Source organism: Pseudomonas costantinii, assembly GCF_001870435.1.
GTDB classification, from domain to species: Bacteria; Pseudomonadota; Gammaproteobacteria; order Pseudomonadales; family Pseudomonadaceae; genus Aquipseudomonas; species Aquipseudomonas costantinii.
Map to the genome: position 1 here is coordinate 34298 of NZ_MDDR01000033.1, position 16233 is coordinate 50530.

A 16233-nucleotide genomic window follows, 5' to 3' on the forward strand; every position below is an offset into this window, starting at 1 on the left:
CTTAGCAACGAAATGACGTTTCAACCGAAGGGATAATCCCGATATTGTGTAGGACTTATCCTAGCAAAACGTAGTCAATCGGGCGCTTGACCACGCTTTGCGTGAGCAGGCTAGTCAGTGGTACTCGGGCTCCAGAAAGCCTGCACCACCAGGGTCGAGGTGGAAATACGTGTCACCAGCGCATCCAGCTCATCGCCGTCTACGGAAGTCGCAGCCAGGGTAGCCTCGATTTCCACTTCTTCGCTGCCGAACGGCCGCACGTCGACGTCACTGGCCGGGTAGTTACAGCGCGCCAGCTCGGCTTCCAGCAACACCATCACCGCCTGTTGCTGACTACGCCGCGCGATGACATAGAGAATGTTGGTGACCTCTGCCGACACCACATCCAACGGCTGACGGTTGATGTTATTGACGATCGGCCGCAGCAAGGTGTTGGCCGCCAGCACAAACAGGGTGCCCAATAGCGCTTCGAGGATCAGGTCGGCGCCGGCACAGGCTCCCACCGCCGCCGAAGCCCAGAGGGTGGCGGCAGTGTTAAGCCCGCGCACGTTGCCTTCTTCACGCATGATCACACCGGCCCCCAAAAAGCCGATGCCCGAGACCACGTACGCGACCACCCGTACCGCGCCTTCCGCGCCGCCCAGGCGGTTGGCCATGTCGACAAAAATCGCCGCGCCCACGGCCACCAGCACGTTGGTGCGCAAGCCCGCCGTGCGTTGACGGTATTGACGTTCGAAGCCGATCAAACCACCGAGGATAAACGCCGCGGTGAGGCTGACCAAGGTATCGACCAGGGTGGTGAGGTTGATGTTGTTGATTGCTTGCATAAGGAGTCTTCCCTGTTCATTGCCAGCCAAACTTACGGATATAGAAGCCCTTCACCGCTTGGGTAAGCGCCATGTACGCCAGCAGAATCACCGGCAAAAATACAAAGTACAGCGACGGCAGCGCCTGCAATTTGAAGTAGTGCGCCAGCGGCCCCATCGGCAGGAAAATCCCCACGGCCATGATCACGCCCGTCATCACCATCAACGGCATCGCCGCGCGGCTTTGCAGGAATGGGACTTTCGGGGTGCGGATCATGTGTACGATCAGCGTCTGGGTCAGCAGCCCCACCACGAACCAGCCCGACTGAAACAGGGTCTGGTGGTCAGGCGTATTGGCATCAAACACATACCACATGAGTGCGAACGTGGTGATGTCAAAGATCGAGCTGATCGGCCCGAAAAACAGCATGAACCGCCCCACATCACCCGGCTGCCAGCGTTGCGGCTTGGCGAGCATTTCATCGTCGACGTTATCGAACGGAATCGCGATCTGCGAAATGTCATACAGCAGGTTTTGCACCAGCAGGTGCATCGGCAGCATCGGCAGGAACGGGATAAACGCACTCGCCACCAGCACCGAGAACACGTTGCCGAAATTGGAGCTGGCGGTCATCTTGATGTACTTGAGCATATTGGCGAAGGTGCGTCGGCCTTCCAGCACGCCCTCCTCCAGAATCATCAGGCTCTTTTCCAGCAGAATGATGTCGGCCGCTTCCTTGGCGATGTCCACCGCACTGTCCACCGAAATACCGATATCCGCCGTGCGCAGCGCCGGCGCGTCATTAATGCCATCGCCCATAAAGCCCACCACATGCCCGTTAGCCTTGAGCAGGCGCACGATGCGCTCCTTGTGCGATGGCGTCAGCTTGGCGAACACATTGGTGGTTTCCACTGCCTCTGCCAGCTCGGCGTCAGTCATGTCTTCAATATCGTTGCCCATCAGCAAGCCCTGTTGCTCCAGGCCCACTTCGCGGCAGATCTTGGCGGTCACCCGTTCGTTGTCGCCGGTCAGTACCTTTACCGCCACGCCGTGGGCTTTCAGGGCCTTGAGTGCAGGGGCGGTGCTTTCCTTGGGCGGGTCGAGGAACGCGACGTAGCCGATCAGCGTGAGGTTTTTTTCGTCCGCCAGGCTGTAAGTGTCACGGCCGGCCGGCATGGGTTGGGCCGCCACCGCCACCACCCGCAGGCCTTCTTCGTTGAACGCCGCAGTGACCTGGCGGATACGCGCCAGCAGATCATCGGTCAGCGCTTCGTTGACCTCACCATGGCGCACGGTATTGCACACCGACAAAATCTCTTCCACCGCGCCTTTGCAGATCAACAGGTGCGGCTGGTCCTGCTCGGCCACCACCACCGACATGCGACGGCGGTTGAAGTCGAACGGAATCTCGTCGACCTTCTGGAACGCAGTGCCGACCTTCAGCTCGCGATAGATTTCCACGTGCTCAAGCACCGCCACATCCAGCAGGTTTTTCAGGCCGGTCTGGTAGTAGCTGTTGAGGTAGGCCATTTCCAGCACGTCATCAGACTCTGCGCCCCACACGTCCACATGTCGTGCCAGGAAAATCTTGTCCTGGGTCAGGGTGCCGGTCTTGTCGGTGCACAGCACGTCCATGGCGCCGAAGTTCTGGATCGCGTCCAGACGCTTGACGATGACCTTCTTGCGCGACAGGAACACCGCGCCCTTGGCCAGGGTCGAGGTGACAATCATCGGCAGCATTTCCGGGGTCAGGCCCACCGCAATCGACAGCGCGAACAGCAGCGCTTCGGTCCAGTCGCCCTTGGTGAAACCATTGATGAACAGCACCAACGGCGCCATCACAAACATAAAACGGATCAGCAGCCAGCTGACTTTGTTGACGCCATGCTGGAACGAAGTGGTCGCACGGTCGGTGGCAGTCACGCGTTGCGCCAGCGCGCCGAAATAGGTGCTGTTGCCGGTGGCCAGGATTATCGCCGTCGCCGCACCGGACACCACGTTAGTGCCCATGAACAGGATATTTTCCAGATCCAGTGGGTTGCGGGTATGGCTGTCCTGCTGCTGGGCGAACTTCTCCACCGGCATCGACTCACCGGTCATCGCCGCCTGGCTGACGAACAAGTCCTTGGCACTGAGCACACGACAGTCTGCGGGAATCATGTCACCCGCCGACAGTACGATCAGGTCGCCCGGCACCAGTTGCTTGATCGGCAGTTCAAGACGCTTGGCCTGATCCCGACGCAGCACCGTCGCGGTGTTGCTGACCATAGCTTTCAAGGCGTCCGCCGCCTTGTTCGACTTGGCTTCCTGCCAAAAGCGCAGCAGCGTCGACAGCACCACCATGGAAAAAATCACCGTGGCGGCCTTCATGTCGTCGGTCAACAAGGAGATCAACGCGAGCAAGGTCAACAGCAAGTTGAACGGATTTTTGTAGCAGTGCCACAGATGTACCCACCACCGCAGCGGCTGCTCGTGTTCGACTTCGTTGAGGCCGAACTGCACGCGTAAGGCGTCGGAGTCCTGAGTGCTCAACCCTTCGGAATGACTGCCCAACTTGCCCAACAATTGCACTGCACTGCTGTTGGCTGCGACCACCAGGGTTTGCGCCAGGGTCGGCGGAACTTCGCGGCTGACGCTGGCGTCGGTCACGGTCTCGAGCATCGCCAGGCGGCGGAAGTGCCGAGCGATATGCCGGGTCCGCAGGAAGCCGGCGAAGAACTCTTTCAACAGAGTGAGTTTCATGATGTAACTCCTGCGCGAGGAAACCTTCGTGCAGGTACGACCGTCTGCACCGCGCCGGTTTAAAAGGCACAGTCAGCTTGGCCCGCCCACCGTAAAAGGCAGGCGCGTCCGTAGCATCCTGAAGTAAGTCAGGTGCTGGTCAGCGTCGATGAGAGGGATTCGGGCAGGTGCCAGGACTGGCCGCTGCCGGGATGCCGCTTCTCGCTTTTTGAGGCGAGACAACGGCATCGGAAGAATGCGCGTTACCTTGCCAAGTATGTGCCGGTTACCGAAACCGGCCGACTACTGTCACTCGAACAAGTACCCACTGAGGGTCTCCGCTATTGATGAAAACGCGCGAAGCTTACGCTCCGATGATGTGCGAGTAAACCGTAAGAAAATTTACCCGCATGGATTAGGAAGATTCTTCAGGGTAAGTTCAGGAAGCAATTTCTTGAAATCACCGCAGTTCCCACAGTGAGGCGGCAGCGTACATTCGCGGCTAGCGCGCGCCTGGCCGATCTCTCTCCACCAGTGCCAGGTACTCATCAACCTGCCCACCCGCCAGCGCCTTGACCTGAATCGACACCGTGTTCACCTGGCGTCCCATCGTGATCCCCTCCCGCGTACGCACTTGCACATACCCAAGCTTGGGCCAGAAGCGCTCGGCCTTGGTGTTACCCACGACCACCGTCAGCCGTAGCCATTGGGCGCCTTTCTCAGCCGCCCATGCCTCTAGGTCCACATGCAATCGCTGCGCAAGCCCGGTGCCATGCAAGCGTGTATGCACCAGCAACAGCCCGATATGCCAAATCCCGGCTGCCAACAAGTCAGCTGCGATATTGACCACTGCAACCAGTTGCCCCTCGGCATCGCGATAGCCCAGCCAGTACATGCGGCTGCAGCTCCAACCTTCGGGCAAATAGCCCTGCAACTCTTCCCGCGCTTCGCTCGACGTAGCGGGCTCGCCGTTGACCGCAATGAAATAATCCGGCGCCTGTTCGAAAAACCGCTGCAATTCGGCTTCATCGCCAACGTGCAGTTCGCCCACCTGAATGCCCTCAATCGAGCAGCCAGGTAACCCCTGCCATTCAACGTCCATGTTCACCTGCCCTCAATCGTCCCGTGTCAGCACTTCCAACAACTCAATCTCAAAGCGCAAATTGCTGTTGGGCTTGATATGCGCGCCCATCGAACGCTCGCCATACGCCAGGTGCGCCGGCACAAACAGCGTGCGCACGCCGCCTACTTGCATACCCATCAAACCCTGGTCCCACCCCTTGATCACCCGCCCGGTGCCGATCACACACTGGAACGGCTTGCCCCGCTCCCAGGACGAATCGAACACCGTGCCGTCTTCCAAAGTGCCGGTGTATTGGGTGGTGATCAGCGCGCCTTTGACCACGGCTTTGCCGGTGCCGGGGCGGATGTCGGTGACCTGGAGTTCGTCGCTGCTCATGGGTGTTCTCGTTGTAGGCGCAAAGGCTGGGGTTTTCCCAGAATTGGGTGGGTTTGGCAAGTGTGATGGTCGACCGGTCGTTGGAGGGCAGGCAGCCGCGCCAAGCACATCGCAGCAGGGGACTTGGCTGCTTGCCGCACAGTCACAACCAATGCCAAAACCGACTCCAGAACCCCCGCCCCAAATCATTCTTACACCCGGCATATTGCGCCGCATACATCTGCGAGCGCGCCTGCACTTTGCTGGCCACCGGCGGCAGCCAGGCTTTGCTGGCGTAGGTGCGCTGGCGGTAGCCGCCCCAACCTTCGTGGTAGTTCAGGTATTGGCCGTAGGCGTCGTATTTGTACACGCCGTTGATGGTGTAGGTCTTGTCCATGTACCAGCCGACAAAGTCGATGGCGTCGTCGAAGTCCTGGCGGCTGGCGCCGCTGCGGCCGGTGCTTTTGCGGTAGTCGTTCCACACTTCATCCTTGGCCTGGGCGTAGCCGGATGCGGTGGAGACGCGGCCCCAGGGGATGATCCATAACAGGTATTTACGCGGGGTCTTGGCGTCCTGACGAAAACCGGACTCCTGGTACATGATGGCGAACGGCACTTGGATCGGCACGCCCCAACGCTTTTGCGTGACTTTGGCGGCGTCGTACCAGTCATCCTTTTCGCGAAAGATGCCGCAAATATCATTGGGCGTGCGTGGCGGCGAGGTGCCGCACGCCGCCAGCATAGAGGTGAGTAATAACAGTCCGACGGCTTTGCCTGCGCTCAAAGTGCACCTTTGTGTGATACGCGTAAAAAGCCGGCATTTTACGCGTTCATCACGGCGGCGTCCTTGCCGCAAGTGCGATTAAGCCAACGGCACACGACGCGTCGTCAACGCCATGCGACCGACGAAGAAGCTCAAGGCCGCGCCCAACAGCAACATCGCCAGGGTGCCCCACGCCGCGCGAGACAGTTGCTTGGCCGCAACTTCACCGGCTTCACGGGCCTTTTGTTCAGCCTGCTGTTTCAGCTCATCGACTTTTTGCATGGCTTGCTGATAAGCCTGGGCGTAGTTGTCGACGATTTGCGTGGCCTCAGCCTTGCTCTTGCCGGTACGAGCCGCAACGATGTTAACCAGCGCGTCTTTGTCCGCCGCGTTCAATGCCGGTTCGCCGGAGGCTTTTACCCGCTCAAACCACTGCTTCAACTGATCGCCAGCCTGAGCCGGGTTGGTCGCTGCATCCGTGGCCGATTGTTTGCCATCGACGGCAGCCTGGTCAGCCTTTTGCTCGACGCTGGTCGGGTCCAGTTCAGGCTTGCCGCTCTGCTTGAGCAACGTGTCGAGCTGGCCTTGCAGGCTGTTCCAATCCAACTGGATGCCCTGCTCGTTCAACTGCTGCTTGACGCTGTCGCTGATACCCGGCGCTGCGGCGGCAATGCCGCTACCGGCGGCAGACAGTCCTTTGCCGACAACGTTGCCCGCCGTGCCCACCACACTGGCAGCCAGCCCCGCCAGCAACCAAGTGGTGAGCAAGGTGGTGAGGGTCCAGGTCAGCACGCCGTGCAAGCCGCCGCGATCCGGCGCGGTACGCCCGGCGACAAAAGCACCGACGCCGATCGCCACCAGGGTTGAGACAAACAACCAGATCCCCGCGCCTGTGCCGAAACCGCTGAGCGGGTTACCCGCTTTCATCGGGTCAACGGCGCTGGCACCGATGGCAGTACCCAGCACGCTGAGCACCAGGTAAGTCACCAGGGCAATTGCACTACCGGCCAGGACAGAACTCCAGGACACGCGAAACAGCGAACGGTGGGTTTCATAGACAGTGGTCATGATCGATCCTTTGAGAGTATTTGACCGTGTCAGTCTGGCGAGCCACTCGCAGGCCGTCCCCGCTCAAATGCACCAGTTGATCTGGTGCATTCGCACCCCGCGCCGAGGAATGGCTCTGCACTATCCTGAAGCCCGGGTGTCGTAACTCCCATGCGCCCAAACCCCGGAGAAACCATGAGCCAGGACGTCCTCGCCAAAGAAACTACCCGCCGCCAACTGCAACAGATCATCTCCGGGCTGTCCGACGGAGTGATCTTGTCCGAGGTCGACCAAACCATCCTCTGGGCCAACGAAGCCGCGCTGACCATGCATGGCGTGGAGACGGTCAAGGCGCTGGGGGCCAATACCCGGGAATACGCCGACCGTTTCGCCCTGCGCTATCGCAATAACCATCCTGTGTTGCTCGAGAACTACCCCCTCGCCCGCATCGCGGCGGGCGAAGAGTTCAGCGATGTGGTGGTGGAAGTCACCCCGACGACCGACGAGGCCCAGACCTGGGTCCACCGTTTGCGCAGCCTGGTGATCACCGACGCCCGTGGCGAGCCTGAGTTACTGGTGCTGATCCTCAGCGATGCCACCGAATGGGCCAGCGCCGAGCAGCGCTTCGAAAAAACCTTCAATGCCAATCCGGCGCCCGCGGTGATCTGCCGTCTCAGTGACCTGCGTTACATCAAGGTCAACCAGGGCTTTCTGGAGATGACCGGCTACAACCGCGACCAGGTCATCGGCCGTTCGGTGTATGAATTAGACGTGCTGGAACAGGCCGAGCGCAAAGACCTGGCCATCCAGCGTCTGGGCGAAGGCGCAACCATCCCGCAGATGCAGGCCGAACTGAAACTGCCCGAAGGCGGCAGCAAACTGGTGATCGTCGCTGGCCAGCCGTTGGACATGAACGAGGAAGACTGCATGTTGTTTTCGTTCATGGACCTGGAACCTCGGCGCAAGGCGGAAATTGCCCTGCGCCAGAGTGAAGAGCGCTTCGTCAAATCCTTCCGCCTGACGCCGGTGCCGACCCTGGTGTGCAGCGCCGCCAACCGGCAGGTGGTGGATATCAACGAAGCGTTCATGAGCATCACCGGTTACATCAGCGAAGAACTGATCGGCAAATCCATCGAAGACATCGACTTCATCGACAGCCGCCAGGCAGGCGCACAGTTGTTCGCCAACCTGGAAAAAACCGGCAATCTCGACGGCCAGGACCTCAAGGTGCGCAAGAAAGGCAATGAGGTGATCGACTGCGTGGTATCCGCCGACACCGTGATCATCCAGGACGTGCCCTGCTACCTGCTGGTGATGATGAACATCACCGAACGCAAACGCTCGGAGCTGGAACTGGTGGCGGCCATCGAGGAAGTGATGCAGGACGCGTCCTGGTTCAGCCAGACCCTGATCGAGAAACTGGCCAACGCCAAAAGCGTCAACAGCCCCAACCTGCCGAACGTGGCTTTCACCGACCTCACGGCCCGCGAGCGCGATGTGTTGGGTTTGATCTGCGAAGGCCTGGCCGATAAGGAGATCGCCTCGCGCTTGAAACTGGCGCCCAACACCGTGCGTAACCATGTGGCCACGGTGTACTCCAAGTTGGGGGTGCACAGCCGCAGCGCAGCCATCGTTTGGGCCCGTGAGCGCGGGCTGTTTGCCGGTGAGCTGCGCCTCAAAAACAAGCCGTAGCAGTGCAAATGCACTAGTGCGGATAGTGCGAATTCGCCTTATTGCGAAGCGGTGCAATCAATAACCTTCAAGGCATCGAACTGATGCCCTGAAGGAACCAGCATGTTTACCCTCTCTCAACTGCGAAATTGCATCGAAGAAGGCCTGTCGCCGCTGACCTGCGAATTCACCCTGTGCCGGGATGCGTCCCTGACCCTCAAGGTGTTTGATGCCGAGACCGGTCGGGTTGACCTAGTGGTCACCGGGATCAGCACCAACCGGCTGCAGACCCCGCAAGAAGTAGCAACTATGGTGGAAGAGCTGCGCTACGAACTGCAAAGCAACAACGTGGGCAAGCTCACGCTGGATGATTTGCCTTTATCGATGCCCCAATGAAATAGAACACCCCGCCGCCCACAATAAACGCCCCGAGCATGTAGAACATGTAGTGCGCCGGCAGGCTGGCCAACACAAGCCCACACAGCACCGGCCCCAGGGCAGCGCCCAGGTTGGACAGGTTCTGCGCCCCGTAATACATACCTCGCAGGTGGTCCGGGGCAATCCGGTCGATAAACATGTACTCGGCTGGGAACACTACGATTTCACCCACGGTGAAAATCGCCATCGCCAGCATCCACCACCACACATTGCTCGCCAGGGCAAAACCGATCACCCCCAGCATGAACATGCCCAGGCCGAAGATTAGCCACTGGCTCAAGTATCGGTGGGAAATGCGCCGGCCAATCACGTACTGCAAGGCAATCACCAGCACGGCGTTGGTGGTGAGCACGGCATTGATCACGGTGTAGGTGTATTCGGTGGTCGTGGTGGTCACCAGGTATTGGGACAGGTACGCCGTGAACTGGCCGAACACGACGGCACTCAGCAGGCCGCCAATCGTGAAGCACACCAGACGATGGTCCCGCAGCAGCACGCGGCCTACTGCGATAAACGACACCGGTTTTTGCGTGGCATCCACGGTGGTGAGCGTGCGGTCACCCCAGCGCCAGTACAGCAGGAAAAACCCCACCCCCAACAGTGCCGAGAGAATAAACGGCAAGCTGATATCCAGCTTGGCGATCATCGCCCCAAAAAACGGCCCGACCGCATAGCCAATATTGGTCAGGGTGTACTTGATGGAAAACACTTCGCTGCGCGCGTCTTCCGGCAGCAGACTGGCAAACCCGGCCTTCACCGCGATATCAATGACCGCGTAGGCGAGGTTGATCAGGATCAGGCAGCTGTAGAACGCCCAGATATTCTGCGCGAGTACCGTGCCGATAAACCCCAGTACAAACACCACACTCAGGCCGAGCAGCAGGCGATAACTGTTGATGCGATCGACCAGAAAACCGCCATAGACGCTGAGCAGCGAGCCGACGATCAACGAACTGCCGATGACCAGACCGACCTGGCTGATATCAAGGGCGAAGTGGCTGGTGAGGTAAATAACGAGGTACGGGAAGGTGATCGCCTTGGCCAACGTGAGCAACAACGTGGCGGACAGCAACAGGTTAACGGCGCGGGGGTAGTTTCTTATTGTGGCAAGCATCCTGCTCTCTTTTTCTGACGGTAACACGGCCTTTACGGCCGGTTACCTTAACGCAAGGGCGATGAAAAAAGGCAGGTCATTTCTTGACGGGAGTGATCTGTAGAAGGGTGCCGCTGGAGGAGGCACGCGTAATTATTCAACCGACGATCAATACCCTGCCCATTAACTCCATTGCCCACATGAAATAAATCATGTAATTTTTCATGAAATTATTCGACATAAATTTCATGAACCAACAAGAAGAACTCGACGCCCTGGCCGTCCTGATCCACGACCTGCGCAAACACAAGAAACTCACCCTCGCCCAACTCGCGCAAAAGATCGAGCGGTCGGTGGGCTTCCTGTCCCAGGTCGAACGCGGCCTGTCGCGCCCGACCGTGGCGGATTTGACCGCCATCAGCCACGCCCTCGACGTGCCCACCACCTACTTCTACAGCCTGCCCAAACCCAAGGCGGTGGACTGGGTCACCCGCCCCAACGAGCGGCGCACGGTGTATTACGCCAACGGCATCACCGACATCCTGGTATCGCCCAGCATGAACGGCGCCTTCTCGATGCTCGACAGCCTGTTAGCCCCGGGCGCCAACAGCGGTGAACAAACCATGAGCGACCGTGCCGAACAGGCCGGTTTTGTGCTGGAAGGCGAGTTGACGCTATGGGTGGAGGGTGAGGCCGGTTCGGTCACCCTAGGCCCGGGCGACAGCTTCCACCTGGCCAGTTTCGCCCATTGTCGCTACGCCAACCTGACCGATCTGCCCGCCCGCGTGCTGTGGGTTTACAACTAGGAGCAACACCCGTGAAAAGCCATTCCACAACGTTGCTGGCCGAAGTACGGACCTTTCGCCAGAACCACCCCGACGTGCGTTACGTTGACCTGATTGCCCTGGATATCCCAGGGCATTTCTACGGCAAGCGCTACCCGGTGGAGATGCTCGAAAAGGTCGCCGACGGCAGCCCGCTGAAGCTGCCGCAAAACGCCGTACTGCTGGGGGTCCAGGGCGGGCTATTCAAGATTGGTGACTATTGCTTCAACGACGGCGACCCGGATGCCAACCGCCGCTTGGTACCGGGCACGCTCAAACCGGTGAGCTGGGAATCGCAGCCATTGGGCCAAATGTTGATCACCTCGGACGGCACTGAAGCACCCATCGAATTCGAACCCCGCGAAGTGCTGGCCAAGGTGCTGGAGCGCCTGCACCACAAGGGTATTCACCCGGTGGTAGCCTTTGAGCTGGAGTTTTATCTGTTCGACAAAAAGCTCGAAAACGGCCTTCCGCAATTCGCCCGCGACCCGCTGAGCGATGACGCCGATGACCAGCCCAACCTGCATATCGAGCGATTGTCGCGCTTCAGCGAAGTGCTGGACGATATGGCGCAAACGGCCAAGGACCAGGGCATCGATATCACGGTGATCACCGCCGAGATCGGCCCCGGCCAGTTTGAGATCAATTTCGGCCACTTGGACGACGGTTTGCGCGCCGCCGACTGGGCCGCCCTGTTTTGCCGCAGCACCCGTGGCGTGGCACTCAAGCACGGCTACCGCGCCAGTTTCATGGCCAAGCCTTATCTGCAATTTCCCGGCAGCGGCATGCATGTGCATGTCAGCCTGTATGACGGTGCGGGCAATAATTTGCTGGCGGCCCATCAGCAGCAGCCGCTGCGCCATGCCGTGGCCGGTTGCCTGGAATTGCTGCCACATTGCATGCCGATCTTCTCGCCCAACCACAACGCCTTCCGCCGCCTGGGTGGCACGGTCAACGCCGCCACCCGCGCCAGCTGGGGCTTTGAGGACCGCGACGCCTGCGTGCGCATCCCCGAGTCCGACCCGCGTAACCTGCGTATCGAACACCGCCTGGCCAGCGCCGACGCCAACCCGTACCTGGTGCTGGCGGCGATATTGGTGGGGCTTGAACACGGGCTTGAGGCAAAACGTGAACCCATCACGCCATTGAACGAGGACCGCAGCAGCGGCACCGACTTCCCCCTGGAAATGCTCGACGCCGTACGTGCCATGCAGCATCAGCCGGTATTGCGCGATAAGCTGGGCGGCGAATTTGTCGACGTGTATTGCGAGAACAAACGCCAGGATCACTTGGCCTTCCAGCAAGAGATCCATGCGCGGGAATACCGCTGGTTTCTCTAACTCATCCATGGACTCACCAATGACCGAGCAAAGCGCCCCGGCGCTCAAGGAAATCTTCAACGTCGAACGCCTGCACCATATCGCCACCGAGATGACGGCGGTGTACCCGGCGTTCGACGCCAAGGGCTTCCTCAAGCACGCCAAGGCCGGGCTGGCTGAGTTGTCGGTGATGCAGCGCATGGCCCGCGTCAGTGAAAGCCTGCATGCAGTGATTCCGCTGGATTACCCGCAAACCCTCAAGCTGCTTTACGCCCTCGCCCCGCGCCTGAACAGTACCTTTGTCAGTCTGTTCCTGGCGCACTACGTCGCGAGTTACGGCCTGGGTGATTTCAAGCGCTCCATGGCCGCGCTCAAATACTTCACCACGTTTGGCTCCGCCGAATTCGCCATTCGCCACTTCTTGCTGCACGACTTCAAGCGCACCTTGGCGGTGATGCAGGCGTGGTCGCTGGATGACAACGAACACGTACGCCGCCTCGCCAGCGAAGGCTCGCGCCCTCGCCTGCCGTGGTCGTTTCGACTGGCCGAAGTGCAAGCCAACCCCGAGCTGTGCGCGTCGATCCTGGATAATCTCAAGGCCGACAGCAGCCTGTATGTGCGCAAATCGGTGGCCAACCACCTCAACGACATCACCAAGGATTATCCGGACTGGGTGCTCAGCCTGATCGAAGGCTGGTCACTGGATAACCCGCACACCGCCTGGATTGCCCGCCACGCCCTGCGCAGCCTGATCAAGCAAGGCAACACCCGCGCGCTGACGATCATGGGCGCAGGCGCCAAAGCCGAGGTGAAAATTCACCACCTGAAAGTCACTCCGGCGGTGATCACGCTGGGCGAGCGCATCAACCTTTCGTTCAGTCTCGAATCCACCGCCACCACCTCGCAAAAGCTGGTGGTGGACTACACCATCGACTACGTAAAAAGCGCCGGCCACAGCGCGGCCAAGGTATTCAAGCTCAAGGCATTTACCCTCGGCGTGGGCGAGCATCACAGCATTCGCCGCGAGCAACATATTCGCGAACTGACCACGCGCAAGCACTACCCCGGCAAGCATGCAGTGCATGTACTGATCAACGGTGAGAAGCTCGCCAGTGCCGAGTTCGAACTGCTGAAACCCTGACAAAAATCAAAGAAAAGGCTCTAGCACGGGCCTCTCAGACAAATAGATTGTCGAACAATCCTGGCTTTCTCAGTTGCGATCTATTATCATCCGTCGCCTTCTCACTACCCGTCGGGTAGTTGTTTCAATGTGTCACCCGAGGCGCCCATGTACCGTTTTTCGTTTCACCGCCCTTTGATTGCCATCAGTCTGGGGCTTGTTACCCATTCCGTTTCTGCAGCGTTGCAACCCATGGCCGAAGCCCCGCTGGCCAGCGACACCGAGTTGCACTGCCACTTCAACCGCGACGCCAGCACCGACTGCACCACCACCTTCCACTACACGATCCTTAAGCCAAACGGCCGCGAAATGCTCTCGCGCATCGACTTCGATTACTCCGAAGGCGACACCTTCGAAGTGATCAGCGCGCAATCCACCCAGCCAGGCGCCAAGCCGGTCGCCCTGGGTGCAGCGCAAATCGACACTCGCACAGCGCCCAACCCGGACCAGGGCTTCAGCCGCAACAAACAAACCTCATTGGCCTTTCCGAACCTGCGCGTCGGCACACAGATTCGCTACACCGTGCGCGAGCGTCGCCCCGCCAAGCCGCTGATGACCCAGTTCCACTACGCCCTCTCGTTCGGCCCCAGCCCTGCCCGCCGCGACCGCTTCAAGGCGCGTTTTACCGCCGAGCGGCCGATCCAGTGGCGCAGCGAACTGTTCGACGGTTTCAAGGTGACCCCATCGGCCAATGGCAAGACCCTGGACGTGGTGCAAAAAAAACCGACCTACGTCAATTACATCAATGAATCCTCCATCGCCGCCCTGCTACTCATCCCGCGTCTTGAAGTGGGCAGCGCTCTGGAGCGCCAGGCGTATTTCGGTGATTTCGCCCAGCGCTACAACCAGATCCTTGGGGCCAACCTGCCGCCACAAAGTGCAGCGGCCGTGGTCGCCGCGCGCAGCTTGCCGCCGGCTGAACAAGTCGCCGCCCTGATGCAGCACATCAACGATCACTATCGCTACTTGGGCGACTGGCGCGCCAGCGAGCGTGGCTACGTGCCGTTCAATCTCGCGGAAATCGAGCAACACGGTTATGGCGACTGCAAAGACTTGGCGATCCTGCTGACCGCCATGCTCAAGGCCAGTGGCATCAAGGCCGAGACGGCGTGGGTAAGCCGTGGCGACGTGGTCGAATCGCTGCTGATCCCCGGCACCAACGCGCCGAACCATGCCATCGTCCGTGCCGAAGTAAACGGCCAGGTCTGGTGGCTCGACCCGACCAACCCGGTGTTCGCCCCAGGCCAGGTTATGCCCGACATCCAGGACCGCTGGGTGCTGGTCAATGACGCTCAAGGTCAAGTACGCGAAGAACACATCCCGCTGGAACGCCCTGAAACCACTCTGCGCCTCGACAAACAGGTGCACTACGACAAACAGGGCAACGGCACCACCCAGGCCAGCATCACCTTCAGCCGCCTGCCGCTGATGCGTCTGAGCGTTGCCGACCGCCAACAAGGCACCACCGCTACCGACCAGAACATCTGCGCCAACTTCGGCAACGAAATCAGTGACTGCCACATCACCCGCCAACCCACCGCCTTTGTCGTGCACGACGGCTACACCGTCACCGCCCAAATGAACGACCAACGCGCCCTGGAAAAACTGGCGAATGACTACGTCTACACCGACCCATCCTTGAAGGAGCAATGGGACGGTTTCATCAACTACCGCCGCCATGGGCAACAGGCCGACCTGTACCTGGGCAATCCCGAGACCACCGACTACACCATCACGTTGACTGGCGGGCAGATGGAGAAAGCGATCCCCGGTTGCCAGGTGCGTTCACCGTGGTATGACCTGGATCTGGAAGGCAAGCGCAGCGACGGCGAGTTGAAATATCACTACCGCCTGAGCCAGAAGAAGCGCTGGCTGACCCATGATGAAATTGCCAGTGAGGCATTTGGCAAAATGATTGACGACGCACGGGCATGTGCGGAGCAGGTGCATCAGGTGGTGAAGCTCTAAACCCGTCCTGATGCAGCACAGTCAAACTGTGGGAGCAGGCAAGCCCCACAGTTTGATCCGGGTTCTTCAGTTGGGTCCGCCTAGCAGCAAACTCTGCTCCCGCGCGCACAACTCCACCACGTAATCCCATAACACCCGCAGCCGCACCGACTTGTGCAACTCCCTTCGCGAGCTGATCCAATAACTGCGCTGAATCCCCTCCCCCGGCAGCAACGGCACCAAGTCCGGATCGCCCGCCGCCATGAAACACGGCAACACCGCGATCCCCAACCCCGAACGCGCCGCCTGGTGCTGGGCAATCACACTGGTGCTGTGGAACACCACCCTGGGATTACGGCAAAAGCTACTGAGGAACTTCAGTTCCTGGCTGAACAGCAGGTCATCCACGTAATCGATCCACGCATGGGCCGCGAGGTCTTCGCGTTTCTCAATGGGCGGATTGCGCTCGAGGTAGGCGCGACTGGCGTAGAGCGCCAGGCGATAGTCGGTGAGTTTGCGCGTAACCAGTTGGTCGACGCTGGGCCGTTCGAGGTGGATGCTGATTTCCGCTTCGCGGTTGAGGATGCTCACAAAACGCGGCACAGCCACCAGTTCCACTTCCAATCCCGGATAACGCTCGAACAGCCCACCCATGCGGCTGGCGAGGAACATCACGCCTAAACCTTCGGCCACACCGAGGCGAATCTTGCCCAGGGGCGCGGCGGAATGGGTCAGTTCGTCTTCGGCCAGCAGCGCGACGTTTTCCATGGCTTCGGCGTGTTTGAGCAGCGCTTCGCCGGAGGGGGTCAGTTCGTAGCCTTGGGCATGCTGCACAAACAACGCGGTGCCGAGGCTTTTCTCGATGGCCTCGATGTGCCGGGCGACCGTGGCGTGGGTGGTTTTGAGACGTTGCGCGGCGGTGAGCAGACGGCCGCTGCGCTGCAACTCGAGAAAAAACCGCAGGTCATTCCAGTCGAACATGTCG

14 protein-coding genes are annotated in these 16233 nt (G+C 59.9%); 6 read left to right on the forward strand and 8 right to left on the reverse strand.

What is annotated here, in order from left to right; genetic code table 11:
- Positions 1-110: 110 nt before the first annotated feature.
- From BFL40_RS15285 to BFL40_RS15310, 6 genes are all read right to left on the reverse strand, one after another.
- Positions 111-827, reverse strand: coding sequence for an MgtC/SapB family protein (locus tag BFL40_RS15285; RefSeq protein ID WP_071484786.1), 717 nt, complete (start codon positions 825-827; stop codon positions 111-113).
- A gap of 16 nt (positions 828-843) precedes the next feature.
- Positions 844-3549, reverse strand: a complete 2706-nt coding sequence (mgtA, locus tag BFL40_RS15290; protein WP_071484787.1) for a magnesium-translocating P-type ATPase — start codon at positions 3547-3549, stop codon at positions 844-846.
- Between the two features lie 481 nt (positions 3550-4030).
- Positions 4031-4630 carry a GNAT family N-acetyltransferase gene (locus tag BFL40_RS15295; RefSeq protein ID WP_071484788.1) on the reverse strand — a complete coding sequence of 200 codons (600 nt, stop codon included), beginning with the start codon at positions 4628-4630 and terminating at the stop codon, positions 4031-4033.
- 12 nt (positions 4631-4642) lie between these two features.
- Positions 4643-4987, reverse strand: a complete 345-nt coding sequence (locus BFL40_RS15300) for an FKBP-type peptidyl-prolyl cis-trans isomerase (protein WP_071484789.1) — start codon at positions 4985-4987, stop codon at positions 4643-4645.
- A 142-nt stretch (positions 4988-5129) separates the two neighbouring features.
- Positions 5130-5750 carry a transglycosylase SLT domain-containing protein gene (locus tag BFL40_RS15305; RefSeq protein WP_071484790.1) on the reverse strand — a complete coding sequence of 207 codons (621 nt, stop codon included), beginning with the start codon at positions 5748-5750 and terminating at the stop codon, positions 5130-5132.
- 78 nt (positions 5751-5828) lie between these two features.
- Complete coding sequence (locus tag BFL40_RS15310) at positions 5829-6797, reverse strand: hypothetical protein (RefSeq protein WP_071484791.1); 969 nt, start codon at positions 6795-6797, stop codon at positions 5829-5831.
- 174 nt (positions 6798-6971) lie between these two features.
- On the opposite strand from BFL40_RS15310, the gene BFL40_RS15315 reads away from it, so the two are divergent.
- Both BFL40_RS15315 and BFL40_RS15320 read left to right on the forward strand, forming a co-directional pair.
- Entirely contained in the window at positions 6972-8468 is a 1497-nt protein-coding gene (locus tag BFL40_RS15315) for a PAS domain S-box protein (RefSeq protein ID WP_071484792.1), read from the forward strand.
- A 102-nt stretch (positions 8469-8570) separates the two neighbouring features.
- Positions 8571-8843 (forward strand): DUF1652 domain-containing protein, encoded by a 273-nt coding sequence (locus tag BFL40_RS15320; protein WP_071484793.1) that lies wholly within the window; start codon positions 8571-8573, stop codon positions 8841-8843.
- Here BFL40_RS15320 and BFL40_RS15325 read toward each other — a convergent pair.
- Positions 8806-9999 carry an MFS transporter gene (locus tag BFL40_RS15325; protein WP_071484794.1) on the reverse strand — a complete coding sequence of 398 codons (1194 nt, stop codon included), beginning with the start codon at positions 9997-9999 and terminating at the stop codon, positions 8806-8808. The genes BFL40_RS15320 and BFL40_RS15325 overlap by 38 nt on opposite strands.
- Positions 10000-10226: 227 nt before the next feature.
- Here BFL40_RS15325 and BFL40_RS15330 point away from each other — a divergent pair, with 227 nt between their 5' ends.
- The 4 genes from BFL40_RS15330 (at position 10227) to BFL40_RS15345 (ending at position 15269) form a co-directional block, all read left to right on the forward strand.
- On the forward strand, positions 10227-10784 hold the full coding sequence (locus tag BFL40_RS15330) for a helix-turn-helix domain-containing protein (protein ID WP_071484795.1): 558 nt from the start codon (positions 10227-10229) through the stop codon (positions 10782-10784).
- Positions 10785-10795: 11 nt separating this feature from the next.
- Positions 10796-12142, forward strand: a complete 1347-nt coding sequence (locus BFL40_RS15335; protein WP_071484796.1) for a glutamine synthetase family protein — start codon at positions 10796-10798, stop codon at positions 12140-12142.
- A gap of 19 nt (positions 12143-12161) precedes the next feature.
- Complete coding sequence (locus BFL40_RS15340; RefSeq protein WP_071484797.1) at positions 12162-13262, forward strand: DNA alkylation repair protein; 1101 nt, start codon at positions 12162-12164, stop codon at positions 13260-13262.
- Positions 13263-13409: 147 nt separating this feature from the next.
- The gene (locus BFL40_RS15345) at positions 13410-15269 is read left to right on the forward strand and encodes a DUF3857 domain-containing transglutaminase family protein (protein ID WP_071484798.1); all 1860 of its coding nucleotides are present in this window, start codon (positions 13410-13412) and stop codon (positions 15267-15269) included.
- 66 nt (positions 15270-15335) lie between these two features.
- Here the strand turns inward: BFL40_RS15345 and BFL40_RS15350 are convergent, their stop codons facing one another.
- A complete protein-coding gene (locus BFL40_RS15350) occupies positions 15336-16229 on the reverse strand; it encodes a LysR family transcriptional regulator (protein WP_071484799.1) in 894 nt (297 codons plus the stop codon).
- Positions 16230-16233: the final 4 nt, after the last annotated feature.

Excerpts from the sequence above, each read along its gene's own strand:
- BFL40_RS15285 (WP_071484786.1), bottom strand. The coding sequence starts at position 827 with ATGCAAGCAATCAACAACATCAACCTCACCACCCTGGTCGATACCTTG.
- mgtA (WP_071484787.1), bottom strand. The coding sequence starts at position 3,549 with ATGAAACTCACTCTGTTGAAAGAGTTCTTCGCCGGCTTCCTGCGGACC.
- BFL40_RS15295 (WP_071484788.1), bottom strand. The coding sequence starts at position 4,630 with ATGGACGTTGAATGGCAGGGGTTACCTGGCTGCTCGATTGAGGGCATT.
- BFL40_RS15300 (WP_071484789.1), bottom strand. The coding sequence starts at position 4,987 with ATGAGCAGCGACGAACTCCAGGTCACCGACATCCGCCCCGGCACCGGC.
- BFL40_RS15310 (WP_071484791.1), bottom strand. The coding sequence starts at position 6,797 with ATGACCACTGTCTATGAAACCCACCGTTCGCTGTTTCGCGTGTCCTGG.
- BFL40_RS15315 (WP_071484792.1), top strand. The coding sequence starts at position 6,972 with ATGAGCCAGGACGTCCTCGCCAAAGAAACTACCCGCCGCCAACTGCAA.
- BFL40_RS15320 (WP_071484793.1), top strand. The coding sequence starts at position 8,571 with ATGTTTACCCTCTCTCAACTGCGAAATTGCATCGAAGAAGGCCTGTCG.
- BFL40_RS15325 (WP_071484794.1), bottom strand. The coding sequence starts at position 9,999 with ATGCTTGCCACAATAAGAAACTACCCCCGCGCCGTTAACCTGTTGCTG.
- BFL40_RS15330 (WP_071484795.1), top strand. The coding sequence starts at position 10,227 with ATGAACCAACAAGAAGAACTCGACGCCCTGGCCGTCCTGATCCACGAC.
- BFL40_RS15340 (WP_071484797.1), top strand. The coding sequence starts at position 12,162 with ATGACCGAGCAAAGCGCCCCGGCGCTCAAGGAAATCTTCAACGTCGAA.
- BFL40_RS15345 (WP_071484798.1), top strand. The coding sequence starts at position 13,410 with ATGTACCGTTTTTCGTTTCACCGCCCTTTGATTGCCATCAGTCTGGGG.
- BFL40_RS15350 (WP_071484799.1), bottom strand. The coding sequence starts at position 16,229 with ATGTTCGACTGGAATGACCTGCGGTTTTTTCTCGAGTTGCAGCGCAGC.